The organism is Rossellomorea sp. FS2, assembly GCF_047915635.1.
Lineage (GTDB): Bacteria > Bacillota > Bacilli > Bacillales > Bacillaceae_B > Rossellomorea > Rossellomorea marisflavi_A.
In genome coordinates, this window is sequence record NZ_JBLRVS010000005.1 from 277,513 (window position 1) to 295,219 (window position 17,707).

At 46.8% G+C, this 17,707-nt stretch carries 19 protein-coding genes; 14 read left to right on the forward strand and 5 right to left on the reverse strand.

Annotation, left to right across the window (positions count from 1 at the left end; genetic code table 11):
• Positions 1-31: 31 nt before the first annotated feature.
• The 10 genes from ACNA6I_RS17775 (at position 32) to ACNA6I_RS17820 (ending at position 10,249) form a co-directional block, all read left to right on the forward strand.
• Positions 32-2,125: an LPXTG cell wall anchor domain-containing protein gene (locus tag ACNA6I_RS17775; RefSeq protein WP_416313893.1), complete on the forward strand. Its 2,094-nt coding sequence runs from the start codon at positions 32-34 to the stop codon at positions 2,123-2,125.
• A gap of 10 nt (positions 2,126-2,135) precedes the next feature.
• Positions 2,136-3,062, forward strand: coding sequence for a DUF4430 domain-containing protein (locus tag ACNA6I_RS17780; protein WP_416313894.1), 927 nt, complete (start codon positions 2,136-2,138; stop codon positions 3,060-3,062).
• Between the two features lie 18 nt (positions 3,063-3,080).
• Complete coding sequence (locus ACNA6I_RS17785; protein WP_416313895.1) at positions 3,081-3,968, forward strand: energy-coupling factor transporter transmembrane component T; 888 nt, start codon at positions 3,081-3,083, stop codon at positions 3,966-3,968.
• A complete protein-coding gene (locus tag ACNA6I_RS17790) occupies positions 3,941-5,563 on the forward strand; it encodes an ABC transporter ATP-binding protein (RefSeq protein ID WP_416313896.1) in 1,623 nt (540 codons plus the stop codon). Before ACNA6I_RS17785 ends, ACNA6I_RS17790 begins: the two co-directional genes overlap by 28 nt.
• A 68-nt stretch (positions 5,564-5,631) precedes the next feature.
• Complete coding sequence (locus tag ACNA6I_RS17795) at positions 5,632-6,255, forward strand: ECF transporter S component (protein WP_416313974.1); 624 nt, start codon at positions 5,632-5,634, stop codon at positions 6,253-6,255.
• A complete protein-coding gene (locus ACNA6I_RS17800) occupies positions 6,252-6,845 on the forward strand; it encodes a class D sortase (RefSeq protein ID WP_048007188.1) in 594 nt (197 codons plus the stop codon). The genes ACNA6I_RS17795 and ACNA6I_RS17800 overlap by 4 nt, the downstream gene beginning before the upstream one ends.
• A gap of 200 nt (positions 6,846-7,045) precedes the next feature.
• Entirely contained in the window at positions 7,046-7,972 is a 927-nt protein-coding gene (locus ACNA6I_RS17805) for a cation diffusion facilitator family transporter (protein WP_416313897.1), read from the forward strand.
• A gap of 492 nt (positions 7,973-8,464) precedes the next feature.
• The gene (locus ACNA6I_RS17810) at positions 8,465-8,713 is read left to right on the forward strand and encodes a helix-turn-helix transcriptional regulator (RefSeq protein WP_252265094.1); all 249 of its coding nucleotides are present in this window, start codon (positions 8,465-8,467) and stop codon (positions 8,711-8,713) included.
• Positions 8,694-8,981, forward strand: a complete 288-nt coding sequence (locus tag ACNA6I_RS17815; RefSeq protein ID WP_416313898.1) for a hypothetical protein — start codon at positions 8,694-8,696, stop codon at positions 8,979-8,981. The genes ACNA6I_RS17810 and ACNA6I_RS17815 overlap by 20 nt, the downstream gene beginning before the upstream one ends.
• A 767-nt stretch (positions 8,982-9,748) precedes the next feature.
• A complete protein-coding gene (locus tag ACNA6I_RS17820) occupies positions 9,749-10,249 on the forward strand; it encodes a DinB family protein (RefSeq protein WP_416313899.1) in 501 nt (166 codons plus the stop codon).
• 108 nt (positions 10,250-10,357) lie between these two features.
• Here ACNA6I_RS17820 and ACNA6I_RS17825 read toward each other — a convergent pair whose 3' ends face one another.
• Positions 10,358-11,578 (reverse strand): erythromycin esterase family protein, encoded by a 1,221-nt coding sequence (locus ACNA6I_RS17825; RefSeq protein WP_416313900.1) that lies wholly within the window; start codon positions 11,576-11,578, stop codon positions 10,358-10,360.
• A gap of 329 nt (positions 11,579-11,907) precedes the next feature.
• Between ACNA6I_RS17825 and ACNA6I_RS17830 the strand changes: the two genes are divergently transcribed.
• Positions 11,908-12,303: a hypothetical protein gene (locus ACNA6I_RS17830; RefSeq protein ID WP_416313901.1), complete on the forward strand. Its 396-nt coding sequence runs from the start codon at positions 11,908-11,910 to the stop codon at positions 12,301-12,303.
• Here the strand turns inward: ACNA6I_RS17830 and ACNA6I_RS17835 are convergent.
• The 3 genes from ACNA6I_RS17835 to ACNA6I_RS17845 are packed head-to-tail and all read right to left on the reverse strand — an operon-like array spanning position 12,236 to position 14,546.
• Positions 12,236-13,711: a serine hydrolase domain-containing protein gene (locus tag ACNA6I_RS17835; protein WP_416313902.1), complete on the reverse strand. Its 1,476-nt coding sequence runs from the start codon at positions 13,709-13,711 to the stop codon at positions 12,236-12,238. The two genes, ACNA6I_RS17830 and ACNA6I_RS17835, sit on opposite strands and share 68 nt — an antisense overlap.
• Complete coding sequence (locus tag ACNA6I_RS17840) at positions 13,708-14,208, reverse strand: hypothetical protein (RefSeq protein ID WP_370294926.1); 501 nt, start codon at positions 14,206-14,208, stop codon at positions 13,708-13,710. Before ACNA6I_RS17840 ends, ACNA6I_RS17835 begins: the two co-directional genes overlap by 4 nt.
• Positions 14,209-14,213: 5 nt before the next feature.
• Positions 14,214-14,546, reverse strand: a complete 333-nt coding sequence (locus tag ACNA6I_RS17845) for a PadR family transcriptional regulator (RefSeq protein WP_048007182.1) — start codon at positions 14,544-14,546, stop codon at positions 14,214-14,216.
• 158 nt (positions 14,547-14,704) lie between these two features.
• On the opposite strand from ACNA6I_RS17845, the gene ACNA6I_RS17850 reads away from it, so the two are divergent.
• Both ACNA6I_RS17850 and ACNA6I_RS17855 read left to right on the forward strand, forming a co-directional pair.
• Positions 14,705-15,676: an alpha/beta fold hydrolase gene (locus ACNA6I_RS17850; RefSeq protein ID WP_416313903.1), complete on the forward strand. Its 972-nt coding sequence runs from the start codon at positions 14,705-14,707 to the stop codon at positions 15,674-15,676.
• A gap of 227 nt (positions 15,677-15,903) precedes the next feature.
• Positions 15,904-16,467, forward strand: coding sequence for a GNAT family N-acetyltransferase (locus ACNA6I_RS17855; RefSeq protein ID WP_048007181.1), 564 nt, complete (start codon positions 15,904-15,906; stop codon positions 16,465-16,467).
• Positions 16,468-16,503: 36 nt separating this feature from the next.
• Here ACNA6I_RS17855 and ACNA6I_RS17860 read toward each other — a convergent pair whose 3' ends face one another.
• Positions 16,504-17,055: a hypothetical protein gene (locus ACNA6I_RS17860; RefSeq protein WP_416313904.1), complete on the reverse strand. Its 552-nt coding sequence runs from the start codon at positions 17,053-17,055 to the stop codon at positions 16,504-16,506.
• A gap of 143 nt (positions 17,056-17,198) precedes the next feature.
• On the opposite strand from ACNA6I_RS17860, the gene ACNA6I_RS17865 reads away from it, so the two are divergent.
• Positions 17,199-17,669, forward strand: coding sequence for a DinB family protein (locus ACNA6I_RS17865; RefSeq protein WP_063190547.1), 471 nt, complete (start codon positions 17,199-17,201; stop codon positions 17,667-17,669).
• Positions 17,670-17,707 lie beyond the last annotated feature (38 nt).

Here is a 17,707-nt window from a genome sequence, read left to right on the forward strand (position 1 = left end):
CAGGGGATAAGGGACACGGGAGGATATGTGAGTGAGAATACTTCAAGCAATGTTGGCAAGTGTATTGAGCGTTGTGTTGTTTTTGGGTGTGCCGGTCGCGGGGATTCCGTCTGGACACGCAGAGGCAGCGACAAGTACGGATGTTTCGCTGGCTGAGATCAATAAAACCATTGAAGGTGCTGCGAATCACATTCTGGACAGCGGAGTAAGTAGTGAGTGGGAAGCCATAGGACTTGCGGCAGCGGGATATCCAGTGCCGGATGCCTATTATCAGAATCATTTCAGTCAATCGGTGGATAGCCAGGTCATCAACCCATCGAGATACGCTAAGATTACGGATATTGAACGCCACGTGATTGCGGCGGCGGCCATCGGTTTGGATCCATTGTCTGTCAACGGGACGGACTTGATTGAAAAGATCTACAACAGTCATGATGTGTCACCAGGGAATGACACGATGACCCTTCAAGGGAATAACGGACCGATCTTCGCCTTGATCGCGTTGGACAGCCAACAGTTCGAGGTGCCATCAGATGCCAAGTGGACACGTCAAAAGCTGATTGATGAGCTTTTGAAGCAGCAGAATGAGGATGGAAGCTGGTCCCTCAGTGCATACATGTCGGGCCCGAGCTATGATATCACGGCCATGGCCTTGATTGCCTTGGCACCCTATACATCCCAGGGGAATGTGAAGAAAGCGGTAGATGGTGCGCTCTCATTTCTATCTGCAGAACAGCAATCAAGCGGAGGATTCGACGATCCATTTGTCGGGGGGACTTCAAGTGAAGCCACTTCCCAGGTGATCATTGCCCTGACGTCGAACGGGATTGATCCGACGTCAAAGGCATTCACGAAAGGATCCAATAATCTCGTCACCCACCTTCTGAGCTTCAAGTCGGAGGATGGCGGATTTATGCATGTCAGTCCAGGCAATTCCAACGGGATGGCGACCGAGCAAGCCCTGCAGGCCCTCGTCGCGTATCAGAAATTCTTAAAGGGGGAGGGGAAGCTTTATTCATTCCCTAAACCATTGGAGCCGGAACCACCGACGGCCATGCCTGATCCGACCCTCACGATAAAAGGGGTAGAAGATGGCCAGATTGTCACAACGCCAGAAATGACGGTCACGGCTGAGGCAAAGGATGGAGAAGGAAGCGCCTTGGTAGTCGAAGCGAAGTTGAATGATCAAGCTCTTGAAGGCAACAAATCGGGCGAGTTCGTCCTTTCGTTAAAAGAGGGGAAGAATGTTCTCATTGTCAGTGCACAAGATCAGAATGAAAAAGTGGTGTCAAAGAAAGTGACAATCCAGTACAAAAAAGAAGCCAAAGATGAAGATCCGCCAAAGCTGCTAGACCAGATTACCTTAAAGCCTGAATGGAAAGATGGAAAAAACACGATCGAGATGGATAGTATCAGCAACCTGAAGGCAGGGGGAGATATCATCATCGAGATCCCGGACGATTCGGTTACCATCGTCTTCCCGGATGAAAGCATGAGTGTGATGGTCAATAAAGAGGCGACGCTTCACTTGGAATCATCTCAAGTGAAAATGAAGACTGAATTGAAAGGGTTCTCAAAAAAAGAAGCTGAATTCTCCATCCAGCGCATGGAAGGCATGAAGGAAGCTCTTAGTAACGTGTACGACTTTACCATCAAACAGGATGGGGAAAGCATTCATGATGTGAAAGATGCCGTAGAACTGTCCTTCGCCGTCAAGGAAGAAGAGGTGGACAGCACATCTACCGCCGTTTACTTCTATAATTCAGATACGGAAAAGTGGGACCATGTCGGAGGGGACTATGCCGATGGGTGGTTCAATGTACAACCTGATCACCTGAGCACATTTGCTGTGTTCAACTCCGCACCAACGGGAACGGAAGAGGAAGAGAAAACAAATGAACCAGAAAAAACACAGGGTAACGGAAAAACGGGCTCGTCTCCAAAGGAAAACAAGAAAGACGATACTGTTGTACCGGCAGCCAACCCTTCTTCGGGGAAAAAGCTCCCCAATACAGGAGTGAACGAATGGTATCTTCCAGTCGCGGGAGGGCTCCTTCTACTCACGGGTCTCTCGATCTATTTCTGGGGTGCACGGAAGAAGAGGAAGTTGGAGATAAAAGGTTAGGAGGAGTTCGATGAAGAAGCAACGTAAGCTCATACTTTCGATCCTGACGGTGTTCTTCCTTACTCTTGGAGTAATCGGGGTCACCTATGGTTTCTCCGGCGAAGAAGAAAAGGCACCAACAAGTAAGCAAGTGGGGGGGAGCGAAAACTCCGTCGCTTCCGTGACCGGGGATAAAGAAAAACAAAAAGATCCAAACGCTATCACCGATGAACATTCCAAGACTGAGGAACAGGAAGAAAAGAAAGAGGAAAAAGACAAAAACGAGAAATCGGACAGCACAACCACTAAAAGCCCAAAAGAGGACGGCAAGGCTGATCCTCAGCAACAAGAAGAAAGAAACGGAACAACGGAACGTCTTGAATCTGAAGGAAAGCCAGACAAACAAGGATCATCGGCATCAAGGAAAGAAGCAAAGACAGAGTCAAACCAAAAAACAGAGAGCCCAAAAGAATCCAAAGCTCCTTCCGTCTCTGAACGTGCCGGATCAACACAACCAGAAAGCAAGGCACCGGCGCCTCAGCCTTCCAAAAAGCCTGCACCCGCTCCAAAGCCTGAAAAGGAAGAAAAGCAGGCAGCAACGTCGACAGTCACCTATTCCATTGTGGCAGATAGTCAAATGGGTACGGTGCTCCCTCCGACTTCAGTCGAAATCGAGGATGGGGATACGGTCCTTGATGTGCTCATCGAGGTGACACGTTCTCAAGGAATTCCCATGTCGTTCCGCGGTGGTACAGGGGCGAATGCCTATGTAGAAGGAATCAACAACCTATTTGAGTTTGACCGGGGATCCGGCAGCGGTTGGATGTACCGGGTGAATGGGATCTTCCCTAACAGAGGGGCAGGAGTGGTTCCCCTCCAAGACGGAGATCGCATTGAGTGGCTTTACACCATCGACCTCGGGAAAGATCTCGGAGCGGAGCTCAAGCCGTTCCGCTAGAAGAAAGGGGTACGCAACGTGACAATCAGATTGAAAGAACTTCACCCCTTTGTAAGCCTTCTCTACTACGTTTGTGCGGGTGTGTGCATGATGATGTTCACCCATCCGTTGTTCCTGTCTGTATCCATCTTGATCCTGGTCAGGGTGAATATCCTTCAAGGAACCCGGGAGAAACTGATCCGTTCTATGCCTGCTATCACTTGCATGGGGCTCATCATCATCGTCATGAATCCCCTTTTCGTCCGAAGGGGAGCCACCGTGCTGTTCTATTTCCGTCATAATCCCGTGACCCTAGAAGGAGTGGCATACGGGATGATCATGGCCATGAGTCTATGGGGGATCTTCATCCTGTTCATTTCATTCAATGATGTGATCCACGGGCGGAAATTCTTATTTCTCTTTTCAAAAGTGTGGCCACAGCTCGCCCTCCTGCTGATGATTACGGTGCGTTTCGTACCGCTACTCATTACCCGGTGGAAGGAGCTGTATCACACGCAAAAGCTCAGGGGACATGATATGTTCAAAGGAAGCGTGAAGAAGCGGAGTAGGACGGGCATGCTCTATATGCAAAAGCTCCTCACGTGGTCGTTGGAGGAGGCGCTTCAAACGGCTGAGTCCATGAATGCAAGAGGGTTCGGGGAGCGGAAGAGGTCGCATTATCAGCTGTTCCCATTCCGCTATTCCGATTGGGGAGCGTCCATCGTCTTAGCAGGGATAGCCGGCGTGTGTGTGTATTCTGCACAGCACGGAATCGGGACACTCAATGTGTATCCCCAGCTTGAGACACTCTCATTTTCCCCTTCCGACTGGCTGATCTTGATCCTGTTCATTTGTCTGATGGCATTCCCCATTTTACTTGAAGGAGGCAGTCAACTTCGATGGCATGTATTGAACTCGACAAACTAAGCTTTCACTATCCAGAGGAAGAACAAGCAGCCATCCGCTCCCTTTCCCTTACCGTGGATAAAGGGGATTTCATTGTGATCGGAGGTCCTTCAGGCTGTGGGAAGACAACCCTTCTGAAGCTGTTGAAAAAGGAACTCACGCCGGTAGGGAGGATGACGGGACAGATCAGGATGTCAGATATGGGAGTGGGATTCGTGTTTCAGGACCCGGAAAATCAGATTGTCATGGATAACGTCCTTAGTGAACTTGTATTCGGCATGGAAAACGAGCAATTGGGGACGGGGGAGATGCGGCAGCGCGTGGCGGAAATGGTTCATTTCTTCGGTATGGAAGACCTCCTCGATCAGGATACAAGACATCTCTCAGGCGGGCAGAAACAGCTGATGAACGTGGCGAGCGTCCTCCTGCAAAAGCCGCACCTGTTGTTATTGGATGAACCGACGTCCCAACTAGACCCGGTCCAGGCAAAAGCACTGATTCAATTTGTCCACCGTCTGAACGAAGAATTCGGGATGACGATCATCATGGTCGAGCACCGATTGGAAGAGCTCTATCCCATCGCGGATCGGGTGATCCTCATGGAGAAAGGAAGCGTGGCCTATGAAGGGACGGCAAGGACAGTCGTTTCCACTGTGTGGAAGAACCAGGACAAGAAGTTTCTTCCATTCCTTCCAGCCATTGCGAAGCTATACTATACCTTTGCCGACCTGTCTTACGATACGAGGGTGCCCCTGTCTGTCAAAGAGGCTCAGCGCTGGCTATCGGATCTATCCATCGGGATGGTGGAGCACAAGCGAGAAGTCTCTTCTGAGCAGGCATCACTCCTTCTCGAGATGAACCATGTAAGCTTCAAGTATGAAAAGCGTGCACCCATGATCCTGAAGGATATCAGCTTAGAGGTGAGGAAAGGGGATTTTCTTACGGTTGTGGGAGGAAACGCCTCAGGAAAGACGACCCTCCTGAAAATCATTGCGTCGATTCTGAAGCCGTATAGCGGAAAGGTGAAGCTGAATGTGAAGCATGTTTCAAAAAAGTCATCCTGCAGAATGGGCTATCTTCCTCAAAACCCGTTGCTTTGCTTTATGTGTGAAACGCTACAGGAAGAAATCCTGGAGCTTGCCGTCCGTTACGACATCCCGCTTCCGGAAGAACGAATGAGGTCCATCGCGAACCGTCTCGGCATTGAGTCGATCCTGGAAAAGCATATCCATGATTGCAGTGGGGGAGAACAGCAGAAGGCGGCACTTGCCACCCTATTATTCATTGAACCAGATCTACTCTTGATCGATGAACCGACGAAGGGAATGGATGCGGTGTCCAAAGATCAGTTCTCGGTCATGTTGGATGATCTTCATCAAGATGGCATGACCATCCTGATGGTGACCCACGACATTGAATTTGCGGCCAGGCATGCTTCACGATGCGCGTGGTTGTTTGACGGTCGCATCACGGCAGACGGAACGGTGAGGGAGGTGTTGGACCATCACTACTTCTATACCACGACGATCAACCGCGTGAGTCAGAATGCCGATGTTCCAACGGTCCTGACGGTAGAGGAGGCATATGAGACATGGAATCTTCACGTGCCGTCCTGATTACCTCCTCTGTCATGACCTTGATTCTCTTATTTGTTTCAGCCATTCTGTTTGACGATAAGCCTTATATGATGATCTGCATCGCCATCATGATTGTAACGGTCATCCCGTTGTTTGCGAGATTCGAACTCCGTGCGATCGGGAGTAAGGAAATCGTCCTGCTGGCGGTACTTGCAGCCATTGCAGCCATGAGCAGGGTACCGTTTGCTCCGCTACCGAGTGTGCAGCCGACTACCTTCGTGATCATTGTGAGCGCCATCGTTCTGGGACCCGAAGCGGGTTTTCTGATAGGAGCGATGGCGGCCATCGTCTCCAACATCTTCTTGGGTCAAGGTCCATGGACCCCTTGGCAAATGTATGCCTGGGGGATGGCCGGCATGATGGCCGGATTCCTTCGCAACACAGTGATCCTCAATACCAAATGGGGGTTGATGGGATATGGATTTGTCGTAGGCTTTTTGTTCGGGTGGTTCATGAATTTGTGGTTCCTCCTTGGCTTCCTTGGTGATGCCTCTTGGGAAGTGTTCGTCTCGGCCTATATCGCTAGCTTTTACTTTGATCTTGCACATGCGTTATCAAACGTATTTTTCCTCGGGCTTTTCAGTGTGGGGTGGATTCGGATCCTGGAACGTTTCAAACGGAAATACGGCATCCTGACGCCAGACTTGCCAAAAGAGGAGGTCTATAAATGAAGAAAGTGATTGGCATCTTGATCATTCTGATGTCCCTTCCCCTTTTGTTTCATAGCCAAATCAAGGGTGGAGTCTATAAAGGGTTCAACGAAAAACTTCTCGTCGCAGCGAGTGAAGGGAAGGGGGAAGTGAAAAAAACCATGCTTGAGAAGCTATACTTGAGTGATTCCACGGATGTAGAGACCTCTGACATCAAGGCGGTCCTCCGGATTCCATCCATTGAATTAGAGGAGCCCATCTTCCAGGGGGCAAGTGAATCCCATCTCAAGAATGGAGTCGCGACCATCGAGGAGGACACTCCCTTTTCCGCAACGAATATTTCCATTGCGGGACATAAAATGAATGCATACGGTGTTCTCTTCAATCGGCTTCATGAGCTGACTGAAGGGGATGTGATGGCAATGGATGTCAGCGGGAAAACCACTACGTACAAAGTGACGGAACAAAGGATGGTATCACCTGATGATTTGACGGTTCTGGAGGATACTGAGGATCAGACGATCACGCTGATCACGTGTGAAACCTATAACTGGAGCACGAATGAATTTGAAGAGCGATTGGTCGTGCGTGGGGAAAAGGTAGGGGAATGAGAATAGCTTCACCTAACAGGCAAGCCCATATTCTTGAGGGCTTGCCTTCCTTTTGCGAACGTTGACAGTTGAAAGCAATTGAATTAATATATGAATATATAGTCATATATAAGTTTTTGAGGTTGCATAAATAGGAAAAGGGGTAACGTAAGAAGGACTAACTAGGTTAGACAACATAGCCGAAGAGGAGGAATATACCCATGGCACATGATCACAGTGATCACACTCATCACGCCAATACGAAAACCATGCTGATCTCATTTATCATCATAACCGTTTATATGGTGGTGGAAGCCATCGGAGGGTACGTGACCAACAGCTTGGCCCTACTCTCAGATGCTGGCCATATGCTCAGTGACTCCCTTTCCCTGGGGATTGCCCTGATCGCATTTAAGCTCGGGGAAAAGGCAGCTACATATCGCAATACATTCGGCTACAAGCGGTTTGAGATCATCGCAGCCACATTGAACGGCCTTACCTTGATCGGTATCGCACTCTTCATCTTTTATGAAGCCATCAAGCGTTTTACCCATCCGCCTGAGGTTGCTACAAGCGGCATGCTCATCATCTCCATCATCGGTCTTCTCGTCAACGTCCTGGTGGCGTGGATCATGATGCGTGGAGGCGATACGGATGAGAACCTGAATATGAGGGGAGCCTTCCTTCACGTCATCAGTGATATGCTCGGTTCGGTTGGAGCAGTGATCGCTGCCCTTCTCATCATGTTCTTCGGCTGGGGCTGGGCCGATCCACTGGCAAGCGTCATCGTCGCGGTCCTTGTCTTGAACAGCGGATACAGGGTCGTAAAAAAATCCCTTCATATCCTCTTGGAAGGTACACCGGAACAGATAGATGTCGAAGAGGTGATCGATGTGATCAAACGGGAAGATGAAATCGACGACATCCATGACCTCCATATCTGGACGATCACAAGTGGATTCATCGCCATGTCTTGTCATGCGGTAGTAGCTGAAGACCTTACCGTCAAAGGAACAGAGCAAGTCCTGAGACGCTTGGAACCCCGTCTGCAGCACTTCGGTATCAAACATATCACGATGCAATTCGAAACCGAAAACAATCCCCATGATTCCGCGATTCTTTGTGTGGAGCATGACCATGAACACTAATGGGGAATCCGCTGCCTCGGAACGGGTAGCGGATTTTTTGTATAAATGCTTGTGTAGTGAATGGATTATATGTAAAATATTTACATTTTAATAAGGGTTTCTCCATGTCATTCATTCAACTTCTAGGCTGGGATCCTTTTAAATCATGTAGCTGGGAGTCTGTTTATTTTGATGAAATGTTTCTTTCTTTTATCCTCTATTTCAGCGGGAACCACTCCGTTATTACACACAGCCGGAAAAGCATGGGTGGGATTATGGTTGACCTTCCTCTTTTTTATTCTTGCGATCTTTTTTTTTAGCAAACCGAGGTTCACAAAAAAATCACATCATTATGATAATAAATATAAAAAAAGATTAACTTGTACCAAATGTCTGTACTCCTTATATCATACCTGGTGGAAAGTATACTTGACACCAGGTATCCTTTTTGTTACAATTTGTAAAGTATAATTTACTTAAAGACAAACAAACTTTACTTTGAAGGTGGGTATTATGCCGGGTAAGAGACTCTCTCCAGTTCAAAATAAAATACATGTGCTTAGAGCAGAAAAAAAGATGACGCAGAAAGAACTCGGAAATAAAGTGGGGGTAAGCAGACAAACAATCAATGCTATGGAAAAAGGCCGATATACACCATCATTGGCTTTGGCGTTTGAGATTGCTGATGCTTTTGGGTTAAGTGTTACGGATGTTTTTCACTATCAAAAAGGAGGGATTGAGGATGATTCAGACTCTGATTAATGGGCTAGTGGTTGTTTCATTTTTTGCTTTCTTTATCTTGATGATATCCATGGCGAAGGAAGGGAAGGATGAGAGGACGCTTTTGATTTCCAACAAATTATTTAGAGGGTTGTACAGCTTCATCATTATGGGATTGGCATTGATGTTGTTTACGAACGGCTGGACAGAGCTTGATTTTAGTACTTTTAAGACATTACTCAGTTTATTGTTGTCACTACATTTATTTTTTGGCTTAGGGTATTGGTTTTACTTATTGAAGACGCATTGATATCTTTTAGCCGTATTCTGAAAATGAGGAATGATGAGTGATTTAGTTGTCAATTTTATCCTGTATATCATTGTGGCGCATGGATTTTTTGATATCTTTGATGGTGCCCATTTAGTATTTCTTGAATCTTAGCTTTGTCCTGGCGCTCATTTTATTTTTTCAGATTCTAAAAAAAAGACAGGAAGCTTCAGAGCAAAGGTAAAAGGAAGTTTATATGTGAATGCTGAAACGAAAACGACCCTTGAGAAAGGGTCGTTTTCTGATAGAATGTTTTTTTATCAAACTGATTTAGTTCTGTTACTGAGTACTACCATGGTTAAAAAGACTAGTAGGTGCAGACCCCATAGACTGATCATGAGGATGTAAGCCCATTGTCGCACGGAAGATAAGTCACTCCAATGCTGAAAAGAACGTAGCTGACTGAATAAAATGAGCAGAATACTAATCGAAATAATCATTTGGCTAATCAATTGTTTTTTCAAAGGAATCTCCTATCCTATACAAACTTCTTTCATCTATCTGTGCAAAACTTACTCTATATTTCACATCAACATTGGAATTTCGTGATGGGGAGAAGGCTTAGACAAATAGGGCTCTTACTAGATGATACCATAAAAAGTTAATCGCTTTTTGTTATCCTCACATGCAACAATCTTTAAGGAAATTTCTTTAAAAGGAAAATCGATTCTTTCATTGAATAGATTAGGTAGCTGCCAGGATTTTAGGATAAAGTACTAAAAATCTTAAATTAGATGAGGGATATTCCCATGAATGATCTGAAGTTGATTGAGACATACAAAGGATTTGTACAGAAGTATTCCCTAGAGCAATTGAACGATATACCAGAGCAAGGTGTGTGGTCGATCGGTCAAATGTATAACCACCTGATTTGCGTGGCCCATGAGTACTTGGATAGTGCAGAAGCTTGTGCTACAGGCAAAGGAGAACAAGAAAAAGGAAAAACCGAATTTGGAGAATATCTATTCAATATCGGCTGCTTTCCTCCCATAAAGATTCAATTACCACCCGAACTCAATGCAACGCCCGACAATCCAACATCCAAAGAAGATCTGATGCGAGAGCTTGATTACTTGATGACGAGAATGGAGGGGTTGGAGAGGAAGCTGAAGGATGTAAATCCGAATAACAAAGAAGCACATGGAGGTTTTGGTTGGTTAAACGCACAGGAATGGTATGAACTTGTGGGGATGCATTTCCGTCACCATCTTCGTCAAAAGTATGAACTGGATCAAAGACTAGGACTGTAGTATTTGCAGGGTGTTCAATCTTTGAAGTGTGGGCTTTAATGAATGCAGTGTTTAGATGATTGGCAGTGCCCTACCTCTCAAACGTGTATTCTCCTCTTGCTCCAAACGTCATTCATCTTCATTATCACCACGAGTAAAATAATGGGGAGGGTGCACATCCTTGAAAAAGAGAAGTGCATCATAATGGTCCTGTGGATAAATGACTTTAGGTGCCATCCCCATCATTCCTGATTCCAACAGCCACCATTTCCGGTTGAACCACATGCGGTTTTTTCTTTCTTGATCGGGTAGGTCCAAAGGAAGAAAGACATGTTCGTTTGTGGCTTCATTCAATAGTGATTCCAGGTGGTTCTTTTTCTGTACATTGATCGCTAGTTCAACCCGTAACTGAGTTGCGTATGTTCCACTTCCAGCATAAAGGCCGATAGAATAAAAATCATTGGGATGGTTCTGCTGTAACCAATACCCGACTGATTTAATTCCTAGTAGTTTGGAAAAGAGTGTTTGAGCTTTTCGGATATGGAAATTATGGGCCCAAACAATCACCTTTTCCCCTTTGTAATAATGATTCATCAACCATTCCAGGTTTTCATACATCAATCTTCCCCGCAATACTCCTGAGGACAAAAATCCCTTTAAATTAACTTCCAGCCATTGTACCCTGTTCAGTATTCCTTGATGAATCAGTTCGAACATCCTGCTCTCATTATGGTCCATATGCTCCTTCCGGTTTGAGTGTAGAAGGAGTAAGATCTTTTGATATTCCTCGATGGCCGTCTTCATCCTGGCCTTTAATTGCTTGGTTATCTTAAACATGATTTCTTTGTCCAATTCAAAGTAAAGCATTTCGACTTTCTTTAAAGACTCATATAGCTCGTTATCTACATGCACTTTAGCCCAGTCCAGCATGTGTTCAGATATTAGGGGATAGGTGGGTTGCACATCCATTCCACTTACTTGTACGTTTTGGGCCCAATCTTCTATGAAAAGAGGCTTCATTTCTTCATTATGAAAGATATCAAGAAGGCAATTTTGTATCTTTTCCTTTGCCGGGGTGTCACGTAAGAAAACATTGCACATCGTGGCTTCAAGCAGCCCGCTTTCGAGGACGACGACATTAAAGCCATGATTCTTATGTAAGTAATGAATGATGTCGATCTTGGCAGAAAAATAATCCCCAACCCCATGACTGCTTTCCCCTAGAAGGACGATTCGCTTATCTTTGATGTGGTGATCGAGAAATGAGTAGTCTTGTTCGGTTACATGACTAACTTCTTGTTGAATCTGTTTGATCCAACGATTTCTTTTTTTCATTCTTACAACATCCATGAAATATCCTCCTTTTTCACTGCGCACAAAAAAGCATGAATCGCTCTGCCTGTAACCATTGGAAACTGCCCAGAAAGGATGGAGAAAGGTGAACAAAACAGTAAAAACACCAACGGGCTTGCATGACACCTCTAAGGTTCTTGAGGGATTGTGGGGCAATTACCGGTTTGAGTTTCCTTGAAAAGCTCATTATGTAAATGTACCACCTAAAAAATCCCACTTTCAATTGTAATCATACACTAAAATATGCTTGGAAAAGTCCTTTTTATTGAAAAAATCCGTATTTCTCTATATTTTCTAGTAAATGGAACTTATAAGGAGAGAACTAAATGAAAGCAACTTACTATGGCACAAAAGGCAAAGACCTGAAAGCTGACAGGTTGGTGGATAAAATCAGTGGTACAATCCATCCGAAATACAGATTCCCTCATACCGGCAGCATTGAACTGACGGAGGACACACTCAGATTGGAGGGATGGGAAGACCTGGCGCTGGGAGAGATCGAGCGAGTGGCCTGTGAGTATGATGAGGCGTTTAGTCGGTTCACTGTGAATGCGAGTGACCGGCTCGGGTTCTTTGGGAAAGGGGAGCCGCTGGTTGTGACTCATGGTGACCGTAAGATGTATCTCCTGATTGATTGGAACTTTTTCACGGGGTTTACTGATAATCGTCGTTGGTGTGAGGCGATTGTGAAAAAGGTGAACGGTTTAGTTGCCCCCGAATAGGTACGATCAGCGCAAGGATTCCGTAAAAGCCGATTAACCAAACCAGGATATCGATGAGTATGGCCAAGTCTGGAGCAAACAAGCGAACGGTACGCCAGGGAGCAGATGTAAAATGAGAGATGCCCGGTATGATGAGGACAGCTGTTGTCATGCATAAGGTACCGGTTATGAGCCAGTATCGGTTTCTCATTTCCTTTAAGGTCATGAGTCCCCTTAGCAGTTGTCCGATTAGTGCAAGCATGATGACGACCATTCCCAGGAGGACAAAAGGAATCATTGAGTGGGTATGCTGAGTTTGCAATGGCTTTTCACCGCGAAGGATTTGGATGATTCCTTCTTTTAAGTAAGCGAGATCTTCCTCTTCCATGGCATGATTCCGGTTGGTCAGGATGACCCCGCTCCAGCCTTCATCTGGTAGTAGGAATAATTCGGTCCTTGAATCTGGCGTTGAGCCTGAGTGCCAAATCATCGGATTAGCAGTTTTGTAGTCTGTGAACATCCATCCGTACCCATAGTGCCGGTCCGCCCTGGTTTGGGTAAGGGGTGAGAGGAATTGTTCAAGCCTTTCCCGTGATAATAGCTCGCTTTCCCCTTGAATAAACTTCAAATACTTCTCCATATCCTTTGAACTGGCGGAAATATACCCGTACGGTGCGCCACCGTTATCGTAGGGAAGAGCGCTCTTGAATGGGATTCCGAACCATGAGCGGTACCCAGGCTTGTAGCCGGCTCGATCAGCCGATTGATGGTCGGCTGATGCATGGTCCATCCCGATGGGAATAAATATGTTTTCCTGGAGGGTTTTCGTGTAGGTCTGTCCGGTGACTTCTTCGATAAGGGCGCCCAAGATCAAATAATTGGTGTCGCTATATTGATAAGTTCCTGGTGTGGCTGAGAGTCGAGTGGTAGAGAGGCTTTTTACATTATCTTTGATGGCGTGAACGCTTGAGGAACCCTGATCCGCTACAAGGAGACCGGAGTATGTACTGAGGCCGCTGGTGTGGGAGAGTAGCTCCCTGATGGTGATACGTGAGGCTGCTTCTTCGTCTTCTAAGGTAAACCATGGGATGTGGCGTTGAACGGGATCGTCCAATTGAATCAAGCCCTGTTCCAGTAGTTGAAAGGTGGCGAGCCCGGTAAATGATTTGCTGATGGACCCAAGCAGGAAGGGAGTATCATTTGTAATTTTTCCTTCAGATCCCCCTGACATCCCCCACTCCTGCGAATAATAAGGCTCTCCGTTTTGAAGGATGGTAACGGTGGCACCAGGAATTCCATGGTCCTCCAAGAAGGTGGTGATATACGAATCGAGATCGCTTCTCTCTGAGCCAGAGACGGCAGGTGGGATGACAAGACAGAAAATAATGGGAGACATCAACAATGCGATCGATTTGCGTAAATAAGTCATTTTAATCCCACCCGACGAATCGGAACATATTTTATGGTCATCACCGTTGCGAGGCTTGCAACAGAAAGACTTATCAGGATCAGCAGGCTGTTCCACCAGGTGTTGTTGGAAATACGATAAACCAAATTGAAGCTGAATGACTGATCGGTAAAACCTGGACTCAATGAGTCTGTTAAAAACATCGCCAGGATCAGCTGGGATAGGAGAAAGGTGATGACCATTGCACCGCTGCCGTAGATAAGTCTTTTTGGCAGATGACCGGTAGGAGAACGCATTGGGTCTGTCCTCATTCCATTTACCTCGATAAACTCCTTTACGAAATCAGAAGAAGTCCCGATGCCCTCAAGACCATGTTCCCCGTGTTGACGGGCTTCAAGGAAATGCTCTGTGAGCTGCCCCTTCACTTCTTTCTTCTTTACCGAATCGATCTGATAGCGGGTCAATTCATCAAGTACCTCTTTGATGAAGTCCTCTTCCAACTTTTCTAGTTCACGCATGGCCATTATTCCCCCTCTAAATGCTTCTGCAAAAGGGATGTCAGATCCCGCTGCAGCTCCATCCATTCATCGATTTTCCACTGAAGATACGTTCTCCCTTTCTCCGTGATTTCGTAATACACCCTGACTTTCCCATTATCGGTCAGCTCCCGTTGGGTCACTACCCATTCTTGATCCTTCAGCTTGGTCAGAATGGGGTAGATGCTGCTGACACCCTTGAGCTTCAGATTGTGTTCCTCCAATTTTTTCATTATTTCATACCCATAGCTCTTAGCATCCGACAAGATTGATAATACACACATTTCCAAATGACCTTTTAGTAAACTCGTTTTATCCATAGGATAAAATTAACAGAATTATATATTTCTTTCAAGTATATGTTTTGGAAAAATATACACATACGGCTGTGGACCTAGAAGAAGATACGTCTCAATCACCTTATGGGCATAGGTAGGCTGAGGTAAGATGAAATCATCTTACAGCGGAGGACAAAATCATGAAGAAAAAGAGAAAACGGGGATGGTTGTATGTGAGGAACGGACTAGCCATCCTACTCATCCTCTGCATCGGGTGGTCAGTATTCAGCACGATCATGACGGCATATGAGCAGGGGACGTATCATCCGCCGGGTGAACGGGTGGACGTGGACGGGAAGAAGATGCATGTGTATTCAAAGGGGACGGGGGATGAGACGATCGTCCTCATGAGCGGATTAGGGACGGCTGCGCCTGTCCTGGATTTCGCCCCTCTGATTGATGAACTTTCCAAGAAGCATCGAGTCGTTGTCGTGGAGGCATTCGGGTACGGGTGGAGCGACCTGACCGAGACGGATCGCACGGTGGAAAACATAGTACGGGAGATGAGGGCGGCACTGAGTAAGGCGGATATCCAGGGACCTTACATTCTCATGCCTCATTCTGTGTCAGGCATCTACAGCATGTATTATGCGGATCAATACCCGGAGGAAGTGAAGGCGGTAATCGGGATCGACCCGACGCTGCCGGGGGCACTGGACTATTTCAATGAATCACCGCCGGCCATGCCGGGATTCTTGAAGTATGTTGCGCCGTCTGGAATCGGTAGGCTGGCCCTGATGATTGATTCCCGAAACTTTTTACCAGAAGCCGGTGAAGGGACGTATTCAAAAGAAAATCTTGACCAGACCAAGGCGATCTCAGCCTGGAAGGGATATAACCGCAATGTCGTAGCCGAGGCCAACGCGATCAAGAAGAATATCGATCAGACAAAGGATATGGCCTTCCCGGCAGACATGCCGGTATTATTCTTTACGAAGGAAGCGGGCAAGACGACCGCTGACGGGAAGAACAATGTCACATTCCTTGAAACGCAGCTCACGACTGAACCTGCGAGCCGGGTGGTGCCGCTGGACGGCCATCACTATCTCCACTGGACCCGTTCAGTGGAAATGAGCAGGAAAGTGGACCGGTTCGTAGAATCTTTCAGGTGAAAACAAACAAGACAGCCATCTGCTTTCTTGTTTAGTGTAAGGGGATCTTGAAATCTCCAAGTAGTAAATAATCGCCGTCAATAAGATATTCCTTGTTATAAACAATGCTGTTCTCTGGAAAACGTGAAAACGATAGAATAAATTAGTACTATTTCTATATTTTGTAGATTATCATCAATAAGGGTGAAGGCAATACAGTACATATGATGAGCGAAAGGAGAACGGATATGAATCCGATATTAAAAGAGGTCCCATTATCATTTGAAACGGAAAGGCTGACGTTGCGCGCACCTCTTCCCCAAGGGGACGGCAGGGTGGTGAATGAAGCCATTAACCGTTCCCTGAACGAACTGAAGCCTTGGCTCGGTTTTGCCCAGGTTGCTCCCACCGTGGAAGAGACAGAAATCAATCTCCGGGAGGCGTATGTCCGCTTCCGGAAGCGGGAAGCGTTCCGTTACCTGATTTTTCATAAGGAATCCGGCGAACTGATCGGGTCCACCGGGTTTCATAATGTGGACTGGGAGGTGCCAAAGGGTGAAATCGGCTATTGGGTTGACACAAAGCATGGTGGTGCCGGATACATAACCGAAGCGGTAAAAGGATTGACGGAACTTGCCCTCAGCCATATCGGCTTCAGGAGGGTGGAGATCCGCTGTGAGTCCCTGAATATAAAGAGCAGGGCGATTCCGGAGAAACTTGGTTACGAGTTGGAAGGGATCCTCAGGAATGAGTCGCCGTCTGTTGATGGGACAAAGCTAACGGATACATGCATTTATTCTACTGTCAGGTAAGAGAAGGAGGAGACCGCATCGGGTCTCCTCCTTTCTTCATTCGGTAATAGAATCCATGATAGTGTCAAAGTCCTGCACTTTCTTGGTCTTAAGATCCACGACATATCGTCCGTTGGTTGAAGAATGACCCGATACGAGGGTTGAATAGCGGACGATGACATAGGTATCGAACGTACCGTCATATTGGACGAAGTGATCCTTGTCCTCCACCAGTTCGCCTTTTTCCTTCAGATAATCGGTGACGATGGCCACGGCTTTGTCTTTTTCCTCCTGGGTGGCATTGTCCTCAATCGTCTGAGGAGTCGAAGTTGCTTCTTCTTCTTCGTTTTCTTGGTCCTCTAGATCAACGGTCTCTGCCTCTTCGTCAGAAGGCTCGGCTGGTGTTTCTTCGTTAACCTCCTCGTCACGATCATCCTCTGTGACAGCTGAATCGGACTCGTTGTCCTCACTCGTGCTTTCTTCCGTCACGGTGTCTTCGTTGGAACGGTCATCATCAGCAGGTTTTGCTCCTTTTTCATCAGATGAACATCCCCCGATCAGCAGGAGGGTAAGAGTGAGTAAGATTCCCATCCAAAAACGCTTTTTCATCTTTTTCACCTCGTTGCTACTAATATATGGAACCCAGTTTCCATGATAGAGGTTTATGAAATAAATGTAAATGAAAGTCGGAAGGAATTGCGGGGGGATAAGGGGAATGTATAGAGGTGAATTCAGAACGTGGAGGGGAAAACATGATAAGTAAAGACCTATTGATCAGGATGCTCGACCATACGTACGATCTGGAAAGCTGGTATGCGCCGTTCAAGGATGCCGTGAGCGGGGTGACGGCGTCCATGGCCGTCTGGAAGCCGGAAGGAAGCAAAATGAACTCGATCTGGGAAAATGTAAACCATCTGACGTATTATAAAGAGCGACATGCGGCCAAGCTGCTGGGTGAACCGTGGGAGAACCCGCTTGATGGACATGATACGTTTCAGCTGACGGAGCCCCAGGAGGATGAAGCGGCCTGGAAGGCGCTCGTCGACCGGGCGGAGAGCGCCCAAGGCAGGTTGAAGGAAATCCTTCAGGGAATGTCAGAGGAAGAGATGAAAGCAAACGAAGTGGCTGAGTACTTGTATCATATCCTGATCCACGATGCGTATCATACGGGTCAGATCATGCAGTCCAGGAAGATGCAGGGAGGATGGCCGGCTACACGATAGGGGATGTGTGACTGCGGATGAAGTCTGCGGTCTTTTTT